Here is a 20,291-nt window from a genome sequence, read left to right as displayed (position 1 = left end):
CTTGTGTCGTCCCCTAGGGCCCGTCACCCGGGTATTCCGGCGGCGAGCAGCTCCACGAAGCCGACGTCCTCGTTGGCGACGCCGAACACCTCGGCACGGAGCATCGTCCGCTCGGCCCAGGCGCGGTGCGGCTTCACCTCGTTCATCTTGTTCGTGTAGGCCGAGCGAAGTACACCCCCGCCGCCCCGTTCCGGCCGCAGGATGTCCTGGGCGTCGCAGAACTCCTCGTGACTGACGACGGACAGCGCGTGCACGGGGATGACGTGGGACGGGTGGATGCAGGTCTTGCCGAGCAGGCCGTTGGCCTGGTCCAGGGAGATCTCTCTCAGCAGGCCGTCCATGGCGTGCTCGATGAGCCGCTCGCGCAGCTCCACGGCCTGCCCCTCCAGGAAGGGGCTGGAGCGCAGCATCGGCTTGAACATGCGCTCGGGGACCCGGAAGTACTCCCAGACCGGCCCGGTCACCGTGAACCCGGTGCCGTCGGCCCGGCCCAGCATGTTCACCACGTCGGCGATGACGGAGGCGATGATCTGGACGTCGTAGGCGGTCATGTCGGGGGCCCGCCGCAGCCCGTAGGAGGAGCAGAAGTCGGTGACCCCGAGGCGCAGCGCGAGCACCTTGTCGCGGTACTTGTCGACGGCGCGGGCGATGCCCTCCAGGGCGTCCACGCGCGTCTCCCGGTACATCAGCTCGGGCGTCTCCAGGACGGGCATCCCGAAGAGCCGGCGGCCGCTGCGCGTCGAGGCGCCGTCCAGGGCCTGCAGGAAGGGGATGCCGCGCTCCTCGGTGAACTTGGGGAACACGAACCCGGACAGCAGCGACACGCTCGCGCCCAGGCGTCGTACGAGATCGGGGATCTGCTCGGGCTCGCGCACCCGGATGAAGAGCAGCGGCAGCTCGGTACCCGCGCGCTCCCGTTCGGCCAGATCGGCGAACTGCCGTACCAGGTTCTCCTCGCCCGCCGGCACGTCCTCGTCGCCGATCGAGTCCTCCAGGCACAGCACCATGGAGACCACGCCGAGCCCCGCCTGCTTGACGATGTCGTCGGCGAGCCGCGGCCGGGTGGCCGGGCTGTACAGGGTGGCGCCCAGGGCCGCGGAGAGCAGCCGGGCCGGGGAGTCGGCGGTGAACGCGCACGGCTCCTGGTGGAAGAGGCGCTGTCGCACGTCAGGTGCGATGTGCCCGAAATGACGCATAGATCTCCCCCGCGGCGGTAGACCGAGCCTGTGGAATTGGTAAAGGGTGGCCGGTAATAGTACGTACAAAGCCATGTCGCGGGTTCCCGCAGGGCATGAATTTCAGGTAACCCGCCTGTGTCGGTCGCGAGGCACCCCGCATTGTCGTGACCAGGACCGAGAGGGCAGGATGACCGCATGACGCACGCGATGCTGAAGGGGTCCAACGTCCCGCTGGAAGCCACCACGGTCCGGGCCGTGCTGCGCTGGACACCCGGACAGGGGGTCCCGGACGTCGACGCCTCGGCGCTGCTCCTCGGCCCCGACGGACGTGTGCGCTCCGACGAGGACTTCGTCTTCTACAACCAGCCCCGGCACCCCTCCGGGAAGGTCTGGCGGCTCGGCAAGAAGCGGATGGCCGAGGGCCTCACCGACACGATCCAGACAGATCTCCCCGGTGTCGAGCCCAATGTCGGCCGAATCCTGCTGGTCGCATCGGCGGACGGCGTCCCGTTCGAGCACGTACCCGCCCTGCGCATCCTGCTGTACGACGCCGTGTCCCCCGACGCCGAGCCGCTGGCCCACTTCGACATCAAGCCGGAGACCGGCGCCGAGACCGCCCTGATCTGCGGGGAGCTGTACCGCAGGGGCGAGGGCTGGAAGTTCCGCGCGCTGGGCGAGGGCTACAGCAACGGCCTCAAGGGCCTGGCCACGGACTTCGGCATCTCGGTGGACGAGTCGGAGCCGATGGAGGAACCGTCGGCGTCCCAGCCGCTCCCCCCGGAGCAGCCGACCTCGGTCCCCACCCAGCCGGCCTACGGCTACCCCCAGCCGACCTCACCGGCCCAGCCTGCCTACGGCTACCCGCAGCCCGCGTACACCCAGCAGCAGCCCCAGTCGGGCTACGGCTACCCGCCCCCGGCCCCGATCCCGGTGGCGACGGTCCCCAACACGGACTTCCGGCTGCCGCCACAGGGCCCCCAGTTCATCGGGCGCTGACCGGATGCACTCGGGCGGCTACTTCTCCACCTTCGTCTTGTACCCCCGCCCCCACTGCAGCCCCCACCCGTACAACCGGTCCAGCTCGCCCTGGAACCCGTAGACGAACTTCACCTCGCGCCGGACGACCAGTTCGCCCTTCACGTTCTCGATCATCACCACCGCGCAGGAGCGGGCCTGCGGATGCCGCTCGTCGAGGCCTATCTCGATCCGCGGTCCGTTGCTCGGGTAGAGCGTGACGATCGCGTGGGTGCGGTCGAACGCCGGCGTCTGGTCGTAGATGTACACGAACACCAGCAACCGCTTGATGTCGTCCCGGTGGTCGAGGTTGACGTACATCGTCTCGCCGGACGCGGAGCCGAACCGGTCGTCGCCGCTGAGCTTGACGTACGGCGGTGCGTTGACGTCCCCCAGCAGGCCGCCGAGCGGCTGGACGACCCCCTTCGTCCCGTCGGCCAGTTCGTACAGCGCCCCGAGGTCGAGGTCGACGTTGACCATGCTCTGCCCGTGCCCGAGCACCTCCGGCGGCCTGAGCGCCTTGAAGGGGTGCCGGAACAGACTCGTCCGCTGCTCACCGTCGAAGTCGGACGTCCGCATCCGCCAGGTGAGGTTGACCCGCAGGTTGCCGGTGGCCGCGCCCTGCTTCGTCAGGGACACCTGCTGGTGCCGCCTGGTGAGCTCGATGGAGTTGGACGCGGCGCTGCCCGAGTCGAAGTCGGCCGCCTTCCCGCCCAGCAGCCCGTCGAAGAAACCCATTCCCGCCCCCAGAGAACTCATGTCAACGCCAGGGGCGGCCGACCCGGTCGGCCGCCCCTGAACAGAGCGTTCCTCGTCCCGAAGGGTGTCACACCCTTCTTTTCGGTCGGTCAGACGCCGGACGAGATCTCAGCCCTCTCGTCCGCCCCCGCTTTTCCCTCGGCGGCCGCCAGTTTCTGGTTGCGCCGTACGGAGGACCAGAAGGACCAGCCGATCAGGACGACGCCGACGAGACCGGTGATGACCTCGTTGATCTGGTACTGGATGGTGACCATGAGGATCACCGCCAGCGCGCCGATCGCGTAGTGGGCGCCGTGCTCCAGATAGACGTAGTCGTCAAGGGTGCCCTGACGGACCAGGTAGACGGTGAGCGACCGGACGTACATCGCGCCGATGCCGAGGCCGAGGGCCATGAGCACGATGTCGTTGGTGATGGCGAACGCGCCGATCACGCCGTCGAAGGAGAAGGACGCGTCCAGGACCTCCAGGTAGAGGAACATGAAGAACGCGGCCTGGCCGGCCAGCAGTACCGCCGACTTCTTCTTGCCGGTGCGCTCGGCCTCTTCCTCCTCCTCGTGCTCGCGCTCCTCCTCGGCTTCCAGCCGGTCCTCGAAGAAGCCGGAGAGACCGCCGACGATCATGTAGGTGATCAGACCGGCGATACCGGCGATCAGGACCGTCTGCGCCTTGTCGGCGTGACCGCCGCCGTGCTGGTGGGCGTGGGCGGCGAAGGTGAAGGAGGTGACCAGCAGGACGATCAGGGCGATGCAGACCGACAGCATGTCGACCTTGCCGAGCTTGGCCAGCGGGCGCTCGATCCAGCGCAGCCACTGGATGTCCCGGTCCTCGAAGATGAAGTCGAGGAAGATCATCAGCAGGAACATGCCACCGAAGGCCGCGATCGCCGGGTGGGCGTCGGTGACCAGTTCCTGGTAGCGGTCCTTGTTGTTGAGCGCTAGGTCGACGGCCTCGATGGGGCCCATCTTGGCGGTGACCGCGACGATGACGACCGGGAAGACCAGCCGCATGCCGAAGACCGCGATGAGGACGCCGACCGTGAGGAAGATCTTCTGCCAGAAGGCGTTCATCTTCTTCAGGATTCCGGCGTTGACGACCGCGTTGTCGAACGACAGGGAAATCTCGAGGACGGCGAGGATCGCCACGAGGCCGAAGGCCTCCCACCCCCCGTAGAAGACCGCGGCGACCAGCCCGAGCGCAGTGATCGCGAACGACCAGCCGAAGGTTTTCAGAAGCACTGGCTACCCAATCCTTGATTGGGGGCACCTCCCAGACGAAGTCTGGGGGGAGGGTCTCCCCCGCGCCGTACTCGGCTTTACTATCTGTTGACCGGATTCTAGAGGGCGTAGGTGTCCCCTGGCTCGGGCGGCCCCCAACATCCGGCCGTGAAGGTCCTATGAGACGTTCACACCGAAGTCGAGCACGATGCCCCGGAGCCCGGAGGCGTAGCCCTGGCCGACGGCCCGGAACTTCCACTCGCCCTGGTAGCGGTAGAGCTCGCCGAAGATCATGGCGGTCTCGGTGGAGGCGTCCTCGCTGAGGTCGTAGCGGGCGAGTTCCTGGCCGTCGGCCTGGTTGACCACCCGGATGAACGCGTTGGAGACCTGGCCGAAGCTCTGGCCGCGCTCGTCGGCCATGTGGATCGAGACCGGAAAGACGATCTTGTCGCAGTTGGCCGGGACCTTGGGCAGGTCGACCAGAATCGATTCGTCGTCGCCCTCGCCCTCACCGGTGAGGTTGTCACCGGTGTGCTCCACCGAGCCGTCGGGGCTCTTGAGCTGGTTGTAGAAGACGAACCACTCGTCGCCGAGGACCCGCCCGCCCTGGCACAGCAGCGCGCTGGCGTCCAGGTCGAAGGGGGCGCCGGTGGTGGAGCGGGCGTCCCAGCCGAGTCCGATCATGACGTTGGTGAGGTTCGGTGCGGCCTTGGAGAGGGAGACATTGCCTCCCTTGGCGAGCGTGACGCCCATGATGCTGGTCCTCCCCTAGCGGTGCTTCTCCGGTTGTCCTGCGCGTCCGGCGCCGACCGTAAACGGTGCGGCGCCGGACAGAGCGGACTTTCGAACGGCCCGGGCCCCGGTGTCGGGTGCGCCGGGACGCCCGGACGGCTCAGACGTTGACGCCGAAGTCCTGGGCGATGCCGCGCAGGCCGGAGGCGTAGCCCTGGCCGATGGCGCGGAACTTCCACTCCGCGCCGTTGCGGTACAGCTCGCCGAAGACCATGGCGGTCTCGGTCGAGGCGTCCTCGGACAGGTCGTAGCGGGCGATCTCGGCGCCGCCGGCCTGGTTGACGACGCGGATGAACGCGTTGCGGACCTGGCCGAAGGACTGCTGGCGGTTGTCGGCGTCGTAGATCGACACCGGAAACACGATCTTGTCGACGTCGGCGGGGACCGTGGCCAGGTTGACCTTGATCACCTCGTCGTCGCCCTCGCCCTCACCGGTGAGGTTGTCACCGGTGTGCTCGACGGAGCCGTCGGGGCTCTTGAGGTTGTTGAAGAAGACGAAGTTCTGGTCGCTGGCGACCTTGCCCGCCGTGTTCAGCAGCAGCGCGCTGGCGTCCAGGTCGAAGTCGGTGCCGGTGGTGGTCCGCACGTCCCACCCGAGACCGACGAGGACCGCGGTCAGGCCGGGGGCCTCCTTCGTCAGCGATACGTTGCCGCCCTTGCTGAGGCTGACTCCCACGAGTCCTCCCATGTGGTGTCCAGGGGCGGGGAGCCCCCGTGGTGCTTCGGATACCGGATCAACGACTCGATCCTAGTGACGGGTTCCCGCACCCCGCAGGCCCTGGACCCCGAAGAATTACCGGGTGTCGCCCCCTAGGGGATCCACCCGGGATCCATGCGGCCTACAGGGCGTCGAGCGCCGTCACGTACTCGTCGAGGTCGCGGGCGTCGGGAAGTGCGTTGACCACGGTCCAGCGGACGACGCCCTCCTTGTCGATCACGAAGGTGCCGCGCACGGCGCAGCCCTTGGTCTCGTCGAAGACGCCGTAGGCGCGGGAGGTGTCGCCGTGCGGCCAGAAGTCGCTGAGCAGCGGGTACTCCAGGCCCTCCTGCTCGGCGAAGACGCGCAGGGTGTGGATGGAGTCGTTGGAGACGGCGAGCAGCTGGGTGTCGCGGTCCTGGAACCTCGGCAGGTTGTCGCGCAGCTCGCACAGCTCGCCGGTGCACACGCCCGTGAAGGCGAACGGATAGAAGAGCAGCACCACGTTCTTCTCACCGCGGAAGTCGGACAGCTTCACGGTCCTGCCGTGGTTGTCCTTGAGCTCGAAGTCGGGCGCCTTGTCGCCGACCTGGATCGCCATCGCTGCATCCCTTCGTCAGGGGCTGTTCGGGTGAGGACACCCTATGCGGCGACTCCCGCGCGGCGATCACGGCAGGCCGGTGGACGGACCGTTGCCCGGTCCGTCCACCGGCACGGCTCAGCGCTTCTTGGCGGCACCCTTCGGCGTGTTCAGCCGACTGCCGTTCCAGTCCTTGCCCACGCTGACGCTCTTGGTCTGCGAGAGGCCGGCGGTCGTGACCGCCTCGCCGATGTCGCTCGGCTCGACGTAGCCGTCGCGGCCGGTCTTCGGCGTCAGCAGCAGGATCGAGCCACCTTCTTCGAGGTAGCCGAGGGCGTCGACCAGCGCGTCCGTCAGGTCGCCGTCATCCTCACGGAACCAGAGCACCACGGCGTCTGCCACGTCGTCGTAGTCCTCGTCCATCAGCTCGCTGCCGATGGTCTCTTCGATGGACTCGCGGAGCTCCTGGTCGACGTCGTCGTCGAAGCCGATCTCCTGGACCACCTGGTCTGGCTGGAACCCCAGCCTGACGGCAGGGGTGGTCCGCTCCTCCGCGTGGTCCGCGGTCGCGCTCACGGGTTGCCTCCTGATCATGTCTTGGTGATGAACTCAGCCACGCGCGTGCGCGAAGCATTGGCCGTAGTCCACACGGGCGGGGCGGATCGCGCAAGTACCCGGCCGTTCAGACCGCCGAAACGGTGACGATCCCGGCCGTGTCCCCGCAACTCCCGGCACCGTATCGCGGACAGCTGTGACACACACCACTCCCTTTTGCCCGCAATATCCCTTTCGGAATCATCCTCACATACGGCGGTCGAACGAGTTTGCCAAGCGCGTCACACCCCGGGCGTATCGTTGCGTTTTGGCCTGCCCCGGGTTACCTCGCGGTAGAGATGACGTGTGCTGTCCCGGGGTGGACGATGGACAGCGGTGCAGGGAAACGCAGGGAATCAGTGCCCCTCTGACAGGTAAGGAACAGCGTGGCTTCCGGATCCGATCGCAACCCGATCATCATTGGCGGCCTTCCGAGTCAGGTTCCTGACTTCGATCCCGAGGAAACCCAGGAGTGGCTCGACTCGCTCGACGCCGCCGTGGACGAGCGCGGCCGGGAGCGGGCCCGCTATCTGATGCTCCGCCTGATCGAGCGCGCCCGCGAGCGGCGCGTGGCGGTGCCCGAGATGCGCAGCACGGACTACGTGAACACGATCCCGACCCGTGCGGAGCCGTTCTTCCCGGGCAACGAGGAGATCGAGCGCAAGGTCCTGAACGCCACCCGCTGGAACGCGGCCGTGATGGTCTCCAGGGCGCAGCGCCCGGGCATCGGGGTCGGCGGCCACATCGCCACCTTCGCCTCCTCCGCGTCCCTCTACGACGTCGGCTTCAACCACTTCTTCCGCGGCAAGGACGACGGCCTCGGCGGCGACCAGGTCTTCTTCCAGGGGCACGCCTCCCCCGGCATCTACGCACGCGCGTTCCTGCTCGACCGGCTCACCGAGAACCAGCTGGACGGCTTCCGCCAGGAGAAGTCGAAGTACCCGGACGGCCTCTCCAGCTACCCGCACCCGCGCTCCATGCCGGACTTCTGGGAGTTCCCGACCGTCTCGATGGGCCTCGGCCCGATCGGCGCGATCTACCAGGCGCGGATGAACCGCTACATGCACGCGCGCGGGATCGCCGACACCTCGAAGTCGCACGTGTGGGCGTTCCTCGGCGACGGCGAGATGGACGAGCCGGAGTCGCTCGGCCAGCTGTCCATCGCCGCCCGCGAGGGCCTGGACAACCTGACCTTCGTCGTCAACTGCAACCTGCAACGGCTCGACGGCCCGGTGCGCGGCAACGGAAAGATCATCCAGGAGCTGGAGTCGGTCTTCCGGGGCGCCGGCTGGAACGTGATCAAGCTGGTCTGGGACCGCACCTGGGACCCACTGCTCGCCCAGGACCGCGACGGCGTGCTCGTCAACAGGATGAACACGACCCCCGACGGCCAGTTCCAGACCTACGCCACCGAGTCCGGCGCGTACATCCGCGACCACTTCTTCGGCGACGACCAGCGGCTGCGCGCGATGGTCGAGCACATGACCGACGACCAGATCCTGCACCTGGGCCGCGGCGGCCACGACCACCGCAAGATCTACGCGGCGTTCAAGGCGGCCACCGAGCACCGGGGCCAGCCGACGGTCATCCTGGCCAAGACGATCAAGGGCTGGACGCTCGGCCCGAACTTCGAGGGCCGCAACGCCACGCACCAGATGAAGAAGCTGACGGTCACCGACCTCAAGGGCTTCCGCGACCGCCTGCACCTGCCGATCTCCGACAAGGAGCTGGAGTCCGGCCTGCCGCCGTACTACCACCCGGGCCGGAACTCGGAGGAGATCCAGTACATGCACGACCGGCGCAAGGGCCTGGGCGGCTACGTCCCGACCCGCGTCGTACGCTCCAAGCCCCTCGCCCTGCCGGACGACAAGACGTACGCGACCGTGAAGAAGGGGACGGGCCAGCAGTCCATCGCGACGACGATGGCCTTCGTGCGCCTGCTCAAGGACCTCATGCGGGACAAGGAGCTCGGCCGCCGCTTCGTCCTCATCGCGCCGGACGAGTACCGCACCTTCGGCATGGACTCCTTCTTCCCGAGCGCGAAGATCTACAACCCGCTCGGCCAGCAGTACGAGGCGGTCGACCGCGACCTGCTGCTCGCCTACAAGGAGTCGCCGACCGGCCAGATGCTGCACGACGGCATCTCGGAGGCGGGCTGCACGGCCTCCCTGATCGCGGCGGGCTCGGCGTACGCCACGCACGGCGAGCCGCTCATCCCGGTCTACGTCTTCTACTCGATGTTCGGTTTCCAGCGCACCGGCGACCAGTTCTGGCAGATGGCCGACCAGCTGTCGCGCGGTTTCGTCCTGGGCGCGACCGCCGGGCGTACGACCCTGACCGGTGAGGGCCTCCAGCACGCCGACGGCCACTCCCAGCTGCTCGCCTCGACGAACCCCGCCTGTGTCGCCTACGACCCGGCGTACTCGTACGAGATCGCGCACATCGTCCAGGACGGCCTGCGCCGGATGTACGGCGGCGACGCCGAGCACCCGCACGGCGAGGACGTCTTCTACTACCTCACCGTCTACAACGAGCCGATCCAGCACCCGGCCGAGCCGGCCGACGTCGACGTCGAGGGCATCCTCAAGGGCGTCCACCGGATCAGCGCGGGCACGGCGGGCACGGTCCCGGCGCAGATCATGGCGTCCGGCGTGGCGGTCCCCTGGGCCGTGGAGGCGCAGAAGATCCTCGCCGAGGACTGGGGCGTGAAGGCCGACGTCTGGTCCGCCACCTCCTGGAACGAGCTGCGGCGCGAGGCCGTGGCCTGCGAGCAGCACAACCTGCTGCACCCGGAGGAGGAGCAGCGGACCCCGTGGGTGACGCAGAAGCTGAGCGGCGCCGAGGGTCCGTTCGTGGCGGTGTCCGACTGGATGCGATCGGTTCCGGACCAGATCGCACGCTGGGTGCCGGGCACGTACCAGTCGCTGGGCGCCGACGGCTTCGGCTTCGCCGACACCCGGGGCGCGGCGCGCCGCTTCTTCCACATCGACGCGCAGTCGATCGTGGTCGCGGTGCTGACGGAACTCGCCCGCGAAGGCAAGCTCGACCGCTCGGTGCTGAAGCAGGCCATCGACCGGTACCAGTTGCTGGACGTGACGGCGGCACACCCGGGCGTGGCGGGCGGCGACGCGTAACCGCTGCGCTCGGCTTCGGCCGGGGAAGGCGGGGGCCGACGGGGCAGGCGGGGTAGGCGGTGGGGAGCTGCGGGTCCGGTGGGGGCCGGGCGCGCAGTTCCCCGCGCCACTTCGGGGCGCGCCTACGATGCGTACATGAAGGAACAGTCCGCGCAGGCTCGTTGGGAGCAGCTCACTCAACGGCCCTTGCTGGCGCTGGCGGTGGCCTTCGCCGTCGCCTACGCGCTGCCGATCGTGGACAGTTCCGCAGGACATGTCCTCACCGCCGTGTGCACGGTGGCGGAGTGGGTGGTGTGGGGTTGCTTCGCCCTGGACTACCTGGTGCGGCTGGCCCTGGCGCCCCGGCGCAAGGAGTTCGTGCGGACGCACTGGATAGACCTGTGCGCGGTGGTGCTGCCGCTGCTCCAGCCGCTGCGGCTGCTGCGGCTCGTCGCGACGCTGACGCTGGTGGGGCGGCGGGCGCGGATGGCCGAGCAGATCCGGCTGACAACATATGTGGGCGGCGCGGTCGTCGGGCTGCTGATGTTCGGGTCACTGGCCGTGCTGTCGGTGGAGCGCGACTCGCCGAACGGGAACATCAGGACACTGGGTGACGCGCTGTGGTGGTCGTTCACGACGATGACGACGGTGGGATACGGCGACCACGCACCGACGACCGGGCTGGGCCGGATGATCGCGGTGGGCCTGATGCTGTCCGGGATCGCGCTGCTGGGTGTGGTGACGGCGAACATCGCGACGTGGTTCATCGCGCGGTTCGAGAAGGACGATGTGGAGGAACGGCGGCAGACGGAGGCGATCGCTGTACTGACCGAGGAGGTGCGGGCGCTCAGGGCTGAGGTAACGGCGTTGCGCTCACCGGCGCTGGCCGGGTGCCGCTGCGCCCACCCGTGCCGCCCGAGCAGCACGACTGCCCGCAGCTAGAGCGCCCCTTCAGGGGCGCGGGGAACTGCGCGACCAGCCCCCACGCACCCGCACCCGAACGACGGCGCGCCGCCCCCCTCCAGCAGCGCGCCGCAGCCCGGATATCCGGTCCCCCATGCCCTGCGGAGGACCTGACCCATGCAACCTGCGGCGCGTCCCGAGGGCGAGGGATCTTTAGCGGAGTCACCCAGATAGGTGAAATCCGCCCGGATCGGCCTCAGATGTGGCCCACGCCGGCGCCGCCGTCCGCGTTCTCGCCGCGCTTCGTCAGCAGCGCGACCAGGATCGCGACCGCCGCCACGCCCGCCGCGACCAGCGAGGCCAGGCTCATGCCGGAGATGAACGTGTCGTGCGCGACGCCGGTGATCTTCGCGGCGATCTCCGCCGGCGTGCCCTTGGCGACCGGCGCGACACCGACCTGGACCGCCTCGGAGGCCTGGGCCAGCTGCGCCGAGGTCAGCTTCGGCAGGCCCGCGCCGGCCCAGTTGCCGGGCAGGTCGCCGTCGACCTTGGAGGCCATCACGGCGCCCAGGACGGCCGTACCGAGGCTGCCGCCGATCTGCATCGCGGCCTGCTGGAGGCCACCGGCCACACCGGAGAGCTCCATGGGGGCGTTGCCGACGATGACCTCGGTGGCGCCGACCATGACCGGCGCGAGGCCGAGGCCGAGCAGGGCGAACCAGACGGCCATGATCCCGCTGCCGGTGTCCGCCTTCAGTGTGGACATGCCGTACATGGCGATCGCGGTGGCCGCCATACCGCCGGCCAGCGGGATGCGCGGGCCGAGCTTGGTGATCGCGACACCGGCCAGCGGGGAGCCGACGATCATCATGCCGGTGAGCGGGAGAAGGTGGAGGCCCGCGTCGACGGGGTCCATGCCGTGCACGTTCTGGAGGTAGAACGTCACGAAGAACAGGCCGCCCATGAAGGCGATCGCCATCAGGACCATCAGCACCACGCCCGCGGAGAGCGGGACGGAGCGGAACAGGCCCAGCGGGATCAGCGGCTCCTTGACCTTCGTCTCCCAGAAGGCGAAGAGGGCGAAGCCCAGTACCGACGCGGCGATGAACGCCCAGGTCTTGCCGTCGCCCCAGCCCCAGCTCGGCGCCTTGATGAGGGCCCAGACCAGGCAGAACATCGCGCCGGAGAGCAGGCCGATGCCGAGCAGGTCGAAGGAGCGCGGGGCGTTCTCGGCCCGGTGGTCGACCAGCATGACCACGCCGAGGACGAGGGCGATCAGGCCGACCGGCACGTTGATGAAGAACACCGACTGCCAGCTGACGTGCTGCACCAGCACGCCGCCGAGGATCGGGCCGCCCGCGGTGGACGCGCCGATGACCATGCCCCAGATGCCGATGGCCATGTTGAGCTTCTCGGCCGGGAAGGTGGCCCGCAGCAGACCGAGCGCGGCCGGCATCAGCAGCGCCCCGAACAGGCCCTGGAAGACGCGGAAGGTGACGACCAGGCCGATGCTGTCGGACAGGCCGATCGCGCCGGAGGCGGCGGCGAAGCCGACGACGCCGATCAGGAAGGTCTGCCGGTGGCCGAAGCGGTCGCCGAGCTTGCCCGCGGTGATCAGGGAGACCGCGAGGGCGAGGAAGTAACCGTTGGTGATCCACTGGACCTGGGCGAAGGTGGCACCGAGGTCCTTCTGGATCGCCGGGTTGGCGATGGCCACGATGGTGCCGTCGAGGGCCACCATCATGACCCCGACGGCGACGGTTATCAGGGTGAACCAGGGGTGGCCGCGCAGTCCGGAGGCCGGCGGCCGCTCCGACGGGGCTGTCGGTACCTTGTCCCCCGACCCCGTCGTGTCGATCGTGGTCTGACTAGTCATGCCTTCGAGGCTAGTGACAGCCGCTGACATTTGACAAACCAATTCACTAGTCAGTAACTGTCAGGCATGGAAACGTTGCGCGAACGCAAGAAGCAGCGCACCCGGGACGCGCTGCTGCGGTCCGCGCTCGAACTGTTCGTGGCCCAGGGCTACGAGCGGACCACCGTCGACGAGATCGCCGACTCCGTGGACGTCTCGCAGCGCACCTTCTTCCGCTACTTCGCCAGCAAGGAGGACGTGGCCTTCTTCGTGCCCCGGCTCGCCGAGGCGCACTACATCGAGGCGGTGCGCCGCCGGCCGCCCGAGGAGGCCCCCCTGGAAGCGCTGCGCCGGGCGGTCCTGGAGAGCTTCGACACCATCGAGCAGGCCATCGAGCGGTACGTCCCGGTCGAACTGCACATGCGTGCCTACAAGATGATCGAGGTGACCCCGGCCCTGCACGCCGCCCATCTGCGGCGCCAGTCGGAGACGGAGGAGGAGATCGCCCGGATCGTCGCCGAGCGGGAGGGCGTCGACCCGGACACCGACCCCCGGCCCCGGCTCATGGTGGCCCTGTTCGGCGCGGTGATGCGGGTGACGGAGCGTCAGTGGTCGGTCGGGGACGACTTCAGCGTCACGGCGATCCGCGAACTCACCACGTCCTACCTCGATCAGGTGGGCCCCGCGCTCACCGGGCACTGGCGCGAGAGCTGAGGCCGACCGCACGCCCGAGACGAGTCTCACCTTTGCCGAAACGTGATAACCGTCACTCAGTTACCGCGAGACCCTCTCGTTCTCCTAGTGTGTCCTCCCAGTGACTTCCTTCGACACCTCCCCGCCACTCAACGTCTGGCGCGCCCTGCTCGCGCTGGCCGTGGTGTTCGTGATGCTCGCGACCACCGGCTGGACCGCGCTGCGCACGCACCGCGAGACCACCGCCCTGCAGGCCTCCCTCGACCGGTGGGAGCACGGCCATGTCCACGGCCTCCACCTGCCGGACCCGGAGGCGTCGCCCGCGCGGCTCGGCCGCTTCTTCGCGTCGCTCACCCCGCAGGAACGCGACCTGCTCGCCCACCGTTACCCGCTCGCGGTCGGCAACATGAACGGCGCCCCGGCCCAACTGCGCTACCACGCCAACCACATCGCCCTCGACCAGCAGCGCAGGATCGAGAAGAAGCGCATGCACGACCCGCGGCTCACCGCGGCCGGGCAGCAGGACGCGGGCCGTCGTATGCACCGCTACGAGGCGCTGATGGAGAAGGGCCGGCAGATCCTCTCCTTCGACCCGGACGGCGACGGCCGGGTCGCCGAGGTGTTCGGCGACCTCACGAAGGCCGAGCGGATCTCCGTCGTCGTCCCCGGCGTCGACACCGACCTGCTCACCTTCCAGAAGACGAACCGCCAGTACACCGCGCCGGTCGGCATGGCCAAGGCGCTGTACGCGGCGGAGCACACCGCGAGCCCCACGACCCGTACCGCGGTGATCGCCTGGGCCGACTACACCGCGCCCGCCGGGCTCGGCGTGGACGCGGCCACCGGCACCTCCGCCGAGCAGGGCGCCGTACGCCTGAACGCCCTGCTGCGCGCCCTGCCCGGCAGCGCCCCCGTGTCGATGTTCTGCCACAGCTACGGCTCGGTGGTCTGCGGGGTCGCCGCACACGACATGCCGGACCGGGTGGCCGACATAGCCGTGGCCGCGAGCCCCGGGATGCGGGTCGAGAAGGCCTCGCACCTGGGCACCTCGGCGCGGGTGTGGGCGATGCGGGACGCCACCGACTGGATCCAGGACGTCCCCTATATGGAGCTCGGCGGACTCGGCCACGGCGCCGACCCCGTCTCCTCCTCCTTCGGGGCCCGGGTGCTGTCGGCGCGCGACGCGTTGGGACACGCGGGCTACTTCGAGCCGGACACGGACAGCCTGCGCAACCTCGCCGACATCGGAACCGGCGAATACGGCGCGGTGACGTGCGCCCACGACGATGACGGGTGCCGGGCGGGTTTGTCCGGCACGTTGATGGCCGGACGCGCGTAGAGACAGCAGGAAGTGCGGTGCGCGCGGGGATGGGACTGGGAAGCACGTGCCGCATACGATGAGCCGCATGGGTGACGTACTGGCCGGATTTCATGCCGCCTGGGAGTTCGAGTCCGACTCCGTGCTCATCCGCTACGAACGGGGGATTCGAACACCCAGGCTGTTCCAGACCCTGGGTGAACGGCGGGTGCCGCTGGCCGCGCTCGCGGGCGTGACGCTCACGGCCGGGAAACGGGGCACGGTCGTGCTCCGCGCCGAGCCGCGCCCCGGCGCGGATCCGCTGATGGAGGCGGCGGCCGGTCAGCTCAAGGACGGCAGCGACCCCTACCGCCTCGTCCTCCCGGCCGAGCGGGAGACCCTCGCGGAGTACTACGCCGACGAACTGCGGCCGCTGCTGACCGGGTCCGGCCCGGCGGAAAGGTTTCTCGTGGCGGCGCCCGAGGCGCCCCGGCAGTTCAAGGCGTACGACGGGAAGGCGAGCTTCGACGGCAAGGCCGTGCACTTCCGGTGGTCGTGGACGGGCGCGTCCACGGCGAAGTGGAAGGCCGGTGACCAGAGCTTCGCGGTGGCCGGCCTCGGGGGTGTGGAGTGGCGGTCGCCGGAGGTCTTCGAGGGGCATCTGCGACTGCTGCGGCGGGACCTCGCGGGGGTGCGGCCGACGGCACCGGACCAGGATCCGGCGGCCGTGGTGTTCGGGCTGGGGTACGGCCCCGTGCACGAGTCGCTGCCGTTCGCGGCGGCGGTCCTGGAGGCGGTGCGGGCGAAGGGGGCGGCCGCGGTGCCGGCGCCGGCGGGGCGCCGGGATCCCGCGGACATCGCCGAGCGGATCCGTCATCTGGGAGAGCTGCATCAGGCCGGGCTGGTCACTGATGAGGAGTTCTCTGCGAAGAAGGCCGAGTTGTTGGCCGAGTTGTGACAGGTGGTCTGTCGGCTGCCGGCCGGTGGGGGCTGGTCGCGCCCGCGCGGCGGAGCCGCATATCGATACAGCCCCGCGCCCCTGACGGGGCGCTTCAGTTGCCGCCTGTTTCGTAGAAACTGATCTTCCTGTCCAGTACCGACAGCGTGTCGTGCAGCTCCGCGATTCTCGACACCACGTCCCGGCGGGTCTGCTCCAGGAGTTCCCGGCGTTCGGGGTAGGTCGTCTCGCCCTCTCTCACCAGTTCCGCGTACCGGACCATGTCCGCCACCGGCATGCCGGTCAGACGGAGCTTGGTCACGAAGTCCAGCCAGTCCAGGTCGCGGTTGCTGTAGCGGCGCTGGCCGGTGTGGGAGCGGTCGATGTGGGACATCAGGCCGATCCGCTCGTACCAGCGCAGGGTGTGGGCGGTCAGGCCGGTGAAGGCGACGACCTCGCTGATCGTGTAGCGGTCCTGGCCCTCGGGACGCGGGTGCCGCCGGGGTGGGGCGGAACAGATGTCGGCGGGCGCGCTGTCGGACTGCTCGGTGGGGGCCGCGGTCGAGGTCTGCATCACCGTCATGGGCCAACGCTATGGCCTTGGAGTGCACTCGAAGCAAGCGGAACCCGGTAAGAAATACCCGCGACGCGAAGGAAGCGGGGTGGCTACCGTGCCCGGCATGAGTCTCGTACGCCGTGCCACGCCCGAGGACGCGCCGGAAGTGCTCCGGCTCCGCCAGGTCATGATCGATTCCATGTTCGAGGTGAACGGCTCCACGGAATGGCACGCCGAGTCGCTGCCGACGCTGCGGGAGCGGCTCGGTGCGGGCGGCGGGGACCTCGCCGCGTTCGTCGTCGACCACCCGGAGCGGCCGGGGGCGCTGGCCGCGCTGGTCGTGGGGGCGCTGGAGTACCGGATCGGCCGGGCCGGCAATCCGCACGGCCGGGTCGGACACGTCTTCAGTGTGGCCACCGACCCGGACGCCCGGCGCCGGGGGTACGCCCGGGCGTGTATGGAGGAGCTGCTGGAGTGGTTCCGGGAGCGGGGCGCGGGGCAGGTCGACCTGAACGCGTCGGCCGAGGCGGAGCCGCTGTACGCCTCGCTGGGCTTCGTCCGCAAGCCGGACCCCTCGATGCGGCTGTCGCTCTGAGCGGCCTAGGCTCGGGGCCATGTCGTCCTTGAACAGCCTCACGTCGATCGAGAACTGGCCCGTGCCCACCGCCGCGGCGGGTGCCGTACGGGCCGACGGGACGGTCCTGGGCACCCATGGGCCGGCCGGGCAGCGTTTCCCGCTGGCCTCGGTCACCAAGCCGCTCGCGGCGTACGCGGTGCTCGTCGCGTACGAGGAGGGGGCGCTCGACCTCGACGAGCCGGCGGGGCCGGACGGGGCGACGGTACGGCATCTGCTCGCGCACACCTCGGGGCTGGCCTTCGACGAACACCGGGTGACGGCACCGCCCGGGGAGCGGCGGCTGTACTCCAACGCGGGGTTCGAGGTGCTCGGGGACCATGTCGCCAAGGCGACCGAGATCCCGTTCGCGGAGTACCTGCGGCAGGCGGTGCTGGAGCCGCTGGGCATGACGTCGACGTCCCTGGAGGGCTCCCCGGCGAAGGACGGGGTGTCGTCGGTGACGGACCTGCTGCGGTTCGCGGCGGAGGTCCAGGCACCGAGGCTGCTGGACCCGCGCACGGTGGCGGAGGCGACGCTGACCGTGCAGTATCCGGGGACGAAGGGCGTGTTGCCGGGCTACGGCCACCAGAACCCGAACGACTGGGGGCTGGGCTTCGAGATCCGCGACGGCAAGTCCCCGCACTGGACGGGTGCTTCGTCCTCGCCCCGGACGTTCGGCCACTTCGGGCAGTCGGGCACGTTCCTGTGGGCGGACCCCGACGCGGGCGTGGCGTGCGTGGCACTGACGGATCGCGCGTTCGGCCCCTGGGCGGTCGAGGCGTGGCCGGTGTTCACGGACGCGGTGCTGGCGGAGTCGCGCGGCTGAGGCCACCGCAGTCGAGAAGCGCGGCCGCGCCGATCGGGGGATTCGGGCGCGGCCGCGCTGCTTTCGGCAGATGGTTACGGGGTGACGTCGCCCACGTACGTCCCGGGGTTCGTGGCACCGTCCTGGCGGAGGATGCTGCTGCCGGGCCAGGGGAGCGTGACGGAGGTGGTCGCGCCGGGCGGGGTGATCACGGCGGAGGTCGCCTTGAACTCCGTGCCGCTGCCCTGCTCCCACGAGATGTAGGTGATGAGGAAACGTGCGCTCGTGCCCGGCGTCAGGTTGAACGGGTCCTCGGCGCCGCCGCCCTGCGCCAGAGACCAGGTGTCGCTGCCGGCCTTCAGGTCCACGCCGGGGAAGCCATGGAGGCTGCAGGTGGCGTCGCTGGTGTTCTTCATCAGGACGGTCACGGGAATCTGCTCACCCGGGGCGCTGTAGACGGCCTTGGCGTCGAACGCGATGTTCAAGGCCGCCGTGTCGCACGCCGGCGCGAGGGGCGCCGGGTCGCCGCCCGTGCCCGCGCTGGCCGTACCGCTGAACGCGGCCGTCCCCAGGCCGAGAGCGACGGTGGCGGTGATGGCAGTGGTCAGGTGCCGCAAACGCATACGTGTGTCTCCTTGTCCCCCGTTGATCGGTCGATGCGATCAACAGTGTGGAGAGACTTTTTGATCGTTCTGTCACAGGCGGATGATCGACTGTCACAGAAGTCCCGGGTCCACTCAGCCGGCCGTCATCTCCCACACCAGCACCTCGGCCGGTGTCAGCCCCTCCGCCTCCAGGTCCTTCGCCGCCACCGCCCGAACCGCGTCCCCCGGCCCCAACTCCTCGTCCCCCAGCCGCACTTCACCCCGCACCACGTGCACGTACACAAACGCCCCGTCCGGCACCGCCGTCCGCTCCCCCGCGCCCAGCCGGCGGACGTGCAGCATCGCCCCGGCCTCCGGGACGGCGTACGGCGTGGAGTCGGCGATGCCGCGGACGATCTCGTACGACGGCTCTCCCCCGGGCCGTACCGGGGCCAGCCACATCTGGACGAAGGTCAGGGGGACGTCGGCGTCGTTGCGCTCCACATGGCGGACGCCCCCCGCCGAGCTCAGGCGCTGCACATCGCCGTGCCGCACCACCGTCTCGTTGCCCTCCGAGTCGCGGTGGGTGAGCTCGCCCTCGACCACCCACGTGACGATCTCGGTGTGGCTGTGCGGGTGCTCGTCGAAGCCGGCGCCGGGCGCCAGCCGCTCCTCGTTGCACGCGATGACCGCGCCGAAGCGCAGGTTGTCGGGGTCGTAGTGCGGGCCGAAGGAGAAGGCGTGCGCCGACTCGATCCCGGTCGCCGGGTCGCCTCCGGGGTAGCGCTGCGCCGCGCGCCGTACGTCCATCACGGCACCACGGTAGACCGCAGTCGGCACCCGGCGGCGCAGGCTCCCGTCCGGATAAGGCAGTCTTGTCCCCGTGCCCGAACCCGTAACGCGCAAGTCCGACCCCTCGGCTCATCAGGTCCACCCGCACTCCGCGACCCTGAAGCGGCTGGAGAAGTCCTCCGGCAGTCTCGCCGCCCAGGCCATCGCACGCATGGACGAGACCCTGCCGTGGTACCGGGCCATGCCCCCGGAGAACCGCTCCTGGATCGGGCTCGTCGCCCAGGCGGGTATCGCGGCCTTCACCGAGTGGTTCCGGCACCCCGACGCCCCGCAGGCGATCTCGACGGACGTGTTCGGGACCGCGCCACGGGAGCTGACCCGGGCGATCACGCTGCGGCAGACCGTGGAGATGGTGCGGACCACCATCGAGGTCATGGAGAGCGCCATCGACGAGGTGGCGGCGCCCGGCGACGAGAGCGTGCTGCGCGAGGCCCTGCTCGTCTACGCCCGTGAGATCGCCTTCGCCACCGCCCAGGTCTACGCCCAGGCCGCCGAGGCACGGGGTGCCTGGGACGCGCGGCTGGAGTCGCTGGTCGTGAACGCCGTGCTGAGCGGCGAGGCCGACGAAGGGGCCGTGAGCAGAGCCGCGGCTCTCGGATGGAACTCGCCCGACAACGTGTGCGTCGTGCTCGGCACCGCGCCCGACGGGGACAGCGAACTGACCGTCGAGGCCATCCGGCGGGCCGCCCGGCACGCCAAGCTGCAGGTGCTGACGGGCGTGCTCGGGGACCGGCTCGTCGTCATCGCGGGCGGCAACGACAATCCGCTGGCCGTCGCCAAGTCGCTGATCGGGCCCTATGCCGCCGGACCGGTCGTCGCGGGGCCCGTCGTACCCGATCTGCTGGCCGCCACCCGGTCCGCGCAGGCCGCCGCCGCGGGGCTCAAGGCGTGTACCGCCTGGCAGGACGCGCCGCGGCCGGTACTGGCGGACGATCTGCTTCCGGAACGCGCGATCGCGGGCGATCCCGGTGCGCGCGAGCAGTTGGTGGAGGAGATCTACAGACCGCTGGAAGAAGCCGGCTCGGCGCTGCTGGAAACACTGAGCGTCTATCTGGAACAGGCGAGCAGCCTGGAGGGCGCGGCCCGGATGCTCTTCGTCCACCCGAACACCGTCCGCTACCGGCTCCGACGTGTGACTGACGTCACCGGATGGTCACCGTCCGATGTACGATCCGCCTTCACACTGCGGATCGCGCTGATCCTGGGGCGTCTGGTCGATGGAGATCTCCAGCCATAGGATTTTGTCGGGGGT

At 69.6% G+C, this 20,291-nt stretch carries 20 protein-coding genes; 9 read left to right on the top strand and 11 right to left on the bottom strand.

The window, feature by feature from the left end; translation table 11 throughout:
• Window positions 1–23 precede the first annotated feature (23 nt).
• Window positions 24–1,196, bottom strand: coding sequence for an HpcH/HpaI aldolase/citrate lyase family protein (locus AB0D85_RS23175; RefSeq protein WP_362323058.1), 1,173 nt, complete (start codon window positions 1,194–1,196; stop codon window positions 24–26).
• A gap of 177 nt (window positions 1,197–1,373) precedes the next feature.
• On the opposite strand from AB0D85_RS23175, the gene AB0D85_RS23170 reads away from it, so the two are divergent.
• Window positions 1,374–2,174, top strand: a complete 801-nt coding sequence (locus AB0D85_RS23170) for a TerD family protein (protein WP_362323055.1) — start codon at window positions 1,374–1,376, stop codon at window positions 2,172–2,174.
• A gap of 18 nt (window positions 2,175–2,192) precedes the next feature.
• On the opposite strand, the gene AB0D85_RS23165 is transcribed toward AB0D85_RS23170, so the two are convergent.
• From AB0D85_RS23165 to AB0D85_RS23140, 6 genes are all read right to left on the bottom strand, one after another.
• Window positions 2,193–2,930, bottom strand: coding sequence for a Tellurium resistance (locus AB0D85_RS23165; protein WP_362323303.1), 738 nt, complete (start codon window positions 2,928–2,930; stop codon window positions 2,193–2,195).
• A 110-nt stretch (window positions 2,931–3,040) separates the two neighbouring features.
• Window positions 3,041–4,186, bottom strand: a complete 1,146-nt coding sequence (locus tag AB0D85_RS23160) for a DUF475 domain-containing protein (RefSeq protein WP_362323052.1) — start codon at window positions 4,184–4,186, stop codon at window positions 3,041–3,043.
• Window positions 4,187–4,342: 156 nt separating this feature from the next.
• Window positions 4,343–4,918, bottom strand: coding sequence for a TerD family protein (locus tag AB0D85_RS23155; RefSeq protein ID WP_362323049.1), 576 nt, complete (start codon window positions 4,916–4,918; stop codon window positions 4,343–4,345).
• A 139-nt stretch (window positions 4,919–5,057) separates the two neighbouring features.
• Window positions 5,058–5,633, bottom strand: coding sequence for a TerD family protein (locus tag AB0D85_RS23150; RefSeq protein WP_360231231.1), 576 nt, complete (start codon window positions 5,631–5,633; stop codon window positions 5,058–5,060).
• Between the two features lie 163 nt (window positions 5,634–5,796).
• Window positions 5,797–6,255: a peroxiredoxin gene (locus AB0D85_RS23145; protein ID WP_362323047.1), complete on the bottom strand. Its 459-nt coding sequence runs from the start codon at window positions 6,253–6,255 to the stop codon at window positions 5,797–5,799.
• A gap of 117 nt (window positions 6,256–6,372) precedes the next feature.
• Entirely contained in the window at window positions 6,373–6,810 is a 438-nt protein-coding gene (locus tag AB0D85_RS23140; RefSeq protein WP_355710888.1) for a DUF3052 domain-containing protein, read from the bottom strand.
• Between the two features lie 404 nt (window positions 6,811–7,214).
• Here AB0D85_RS23140 and aceE point away from each other — a divergent pair, with 404 nt between their 5' ends.
• Window positions 7,215–9,962 (top strand): pyruvate dehydrogenase (acetyl-transferring), homodimeric type, encoded by a 2,748-nt coding sequence (gene aceE / locus AB0D85_RS23135; protein WP_362323045.1) that lies wholly within the window; start codon window positions 7,215–7,217, stop codon window positions 9,960–9,962.
• Between the two features lie 135 nt (window positions 9,963–10,097).
• Window positions 10,098–10,883, top strand: a complete 786-nt coding sequence (locus AB0D85_RS23130) for a potassium channel family protein (protein ID WP_362323043.1) — start codon at window positions 10,098–10,100, stop codon at window positions 10,881–10,883.
• 217 nt (window positions 10,884–11,100) lie between these two features.
• Here AB0D85_RS23130 and AB0D85_RS23125 read toward each other — a convergent pair whose 3' ends face one another.
• Entirely contained in the window at window positions 11,101–12,720 is a 1,620-nt protein-coding gene (locus AB0D85_RS23125; protein WP_362323041.1) for an MFS transporter, read from the bottom strand.
• A gap of 66 nt (window positions 12,721–12,786) precedes the next feature.
• On the opposite strand from AB0D85_RS23125, the gene AB0D85_RS23120 reads away from it, so the two are divergent.
• The 3 genes from AB0D85_RS23120 to AB0D85_RS23110 all read left to right on the top strand — a co-directional run bounded on the left by AB0D85_RS23120 (window position 12,787) and on the right by AB0D85_RS23110 (window position 15,647).
• Window positions 12,787–13,413 (top strand): TetR family transcriptional regulator, encoded by a 627-nt coding sequence (locus AB0D85_RS23120; RefSeq protein ID WP_362323039.1) that lies wholly within the window; start codon window positions 12,787–12,789, stop codon window positions 13,411–13,413.
• Window positions 13,414–13,513: 100 nt separating this feature from the next.
• The gene (locus tag AB0D85_RS23115) at window positions 13,514–14,731 is read left to right on the top strand and encodes an alpha/beta hydrolase (protein WP_362323037.1); all 1,218 of its coding nucleotides are present in this window, start codon (window positions 13,514–13,516) and stop codon (window positions 14,729–14,731) included.
• A gap of 67 nt (window positions 14,732–14,798) precedes the next feature.
• A complete protein-coding gene (locus AB0D85_RS23110; RefSeq protein WP_362323035.1) occupies window positions 14,799–15,647 on the top strand; it encodes a DUF4429 domain-containing protein in 849 nt (282 codons plus the stop codon).
• 94 nt (window positions 15,648–15,741) lie between these two features.
• Here AB0D85_RS23110 and AB0D85_RS23105 read toward each other — a convergent pair whose 3' ends face one another.
• The gene (locus AB0D85_RS23105) at window positions 15,742–16,209 is read right to left on the bottom strand and encodes a MerR family transcriptional regulator (protein ID WP_362323033.1); all 468 of its coding nucleotides are present in this window, start codon (window positions 16,207–16,209) and stop codon (window positions 15,742–15,744) included.
• A 97-nt stretch (window positions 16,210–16,306) separates the two neighbouring features.
• Here AB0D85_RS23105 and AB0D85_RS23100 point away from each other — a divergent pair, with 97 nt between their 5' ends.
• Together AB0D85_RS23100 and AB0D85_RS23095 are read left to right on the top strand one after the other, a co-directional pair.
• On the top strand, window positions 16,307–16,777 hold the full coding sequence (locus AB0D85_RS23100; RefSeq protein WP_362323031.1) for an N-acetyltransferase: 471 nt from the start codon (window positions 16,307–16,309) through the stop codon (window positions 16,775–16,777).
• A 19-nt stretch (window positions 16,778–16,796) separates the two neighbouring features.
• Window positions 16,797–17,624 (top strand): serine hydrolase domain-containing protein, encoded by an 828-nt coding sequence (locus tag AB0D85_RS23095; protein WP_362323029.1) that lies wholly within the window; start codon window positions 16,797–16,799, stop codon window positions 17,622–17,624.
• A 74-nt stretch (window positions 17,625–17,698) separates the two neighbouring features.
• Here AB0D85_RS23095 and AB0D85_RS23090 read toward each other — a convergent pair whose 3' ends face one another.
• Window positions 17,699–18,226, bottom strand: a complete 528-nt coding sequence (locus AB0D85_RS23090) for a DUF4232 domain-containing protein (protein WP_362323027.1) — start codon at window positions 18,224–18,226, stop codon at window positions 17,699–17,701.
• 114 nt (window positions 18,227–18,340) lie between these two features.
• A complete protein-coding gene (locus tag AB0D85_RS23085) occupies window positions 18,341–18,997 on the bottom strand; it encodes a pirin family protein (RefSeq protein ID WP_362323300.1) in 657 nt (218 codons plus the stop codon).
• A 73-nt stretch (window positions 18,998–19,070) separates the two neighbouring features.
• Here AB0D85_RS23085 and fasR point away from each other — a divergent pair, with 73 nt between their 5' ends.
• On the top strand, window positions 19,071–20,276 hold the full coding sequence (fasR, locus tag AB0D85_RS23080; RefSeq protein WP_362323025.1) for a fatty acid biosynthesis transcriptional regulator FasR: 1,206 nt from the start codon (window positions 19,071–19,073) through the stop codon (window positions 20,274–20,276).
• The last annotated feature ends 15 nt before the right edge of the window (window positions 20,277–20,291 follow it).

Origin of the sequence: Streptomyces sp. NPDC048277, assembly GCF_040652235.1 — a bacterium.
Classification (GTDB): domain Bacteria; phylum Actinomycetota; class Actinomycetes; order Streptomycetales; family Streptomycetaceae; genus Streptomyces.
Note: the sequence above shows the minus strand (reverse complement) of the source record. Positions and strands in the feature narration are given on the sequence as shown.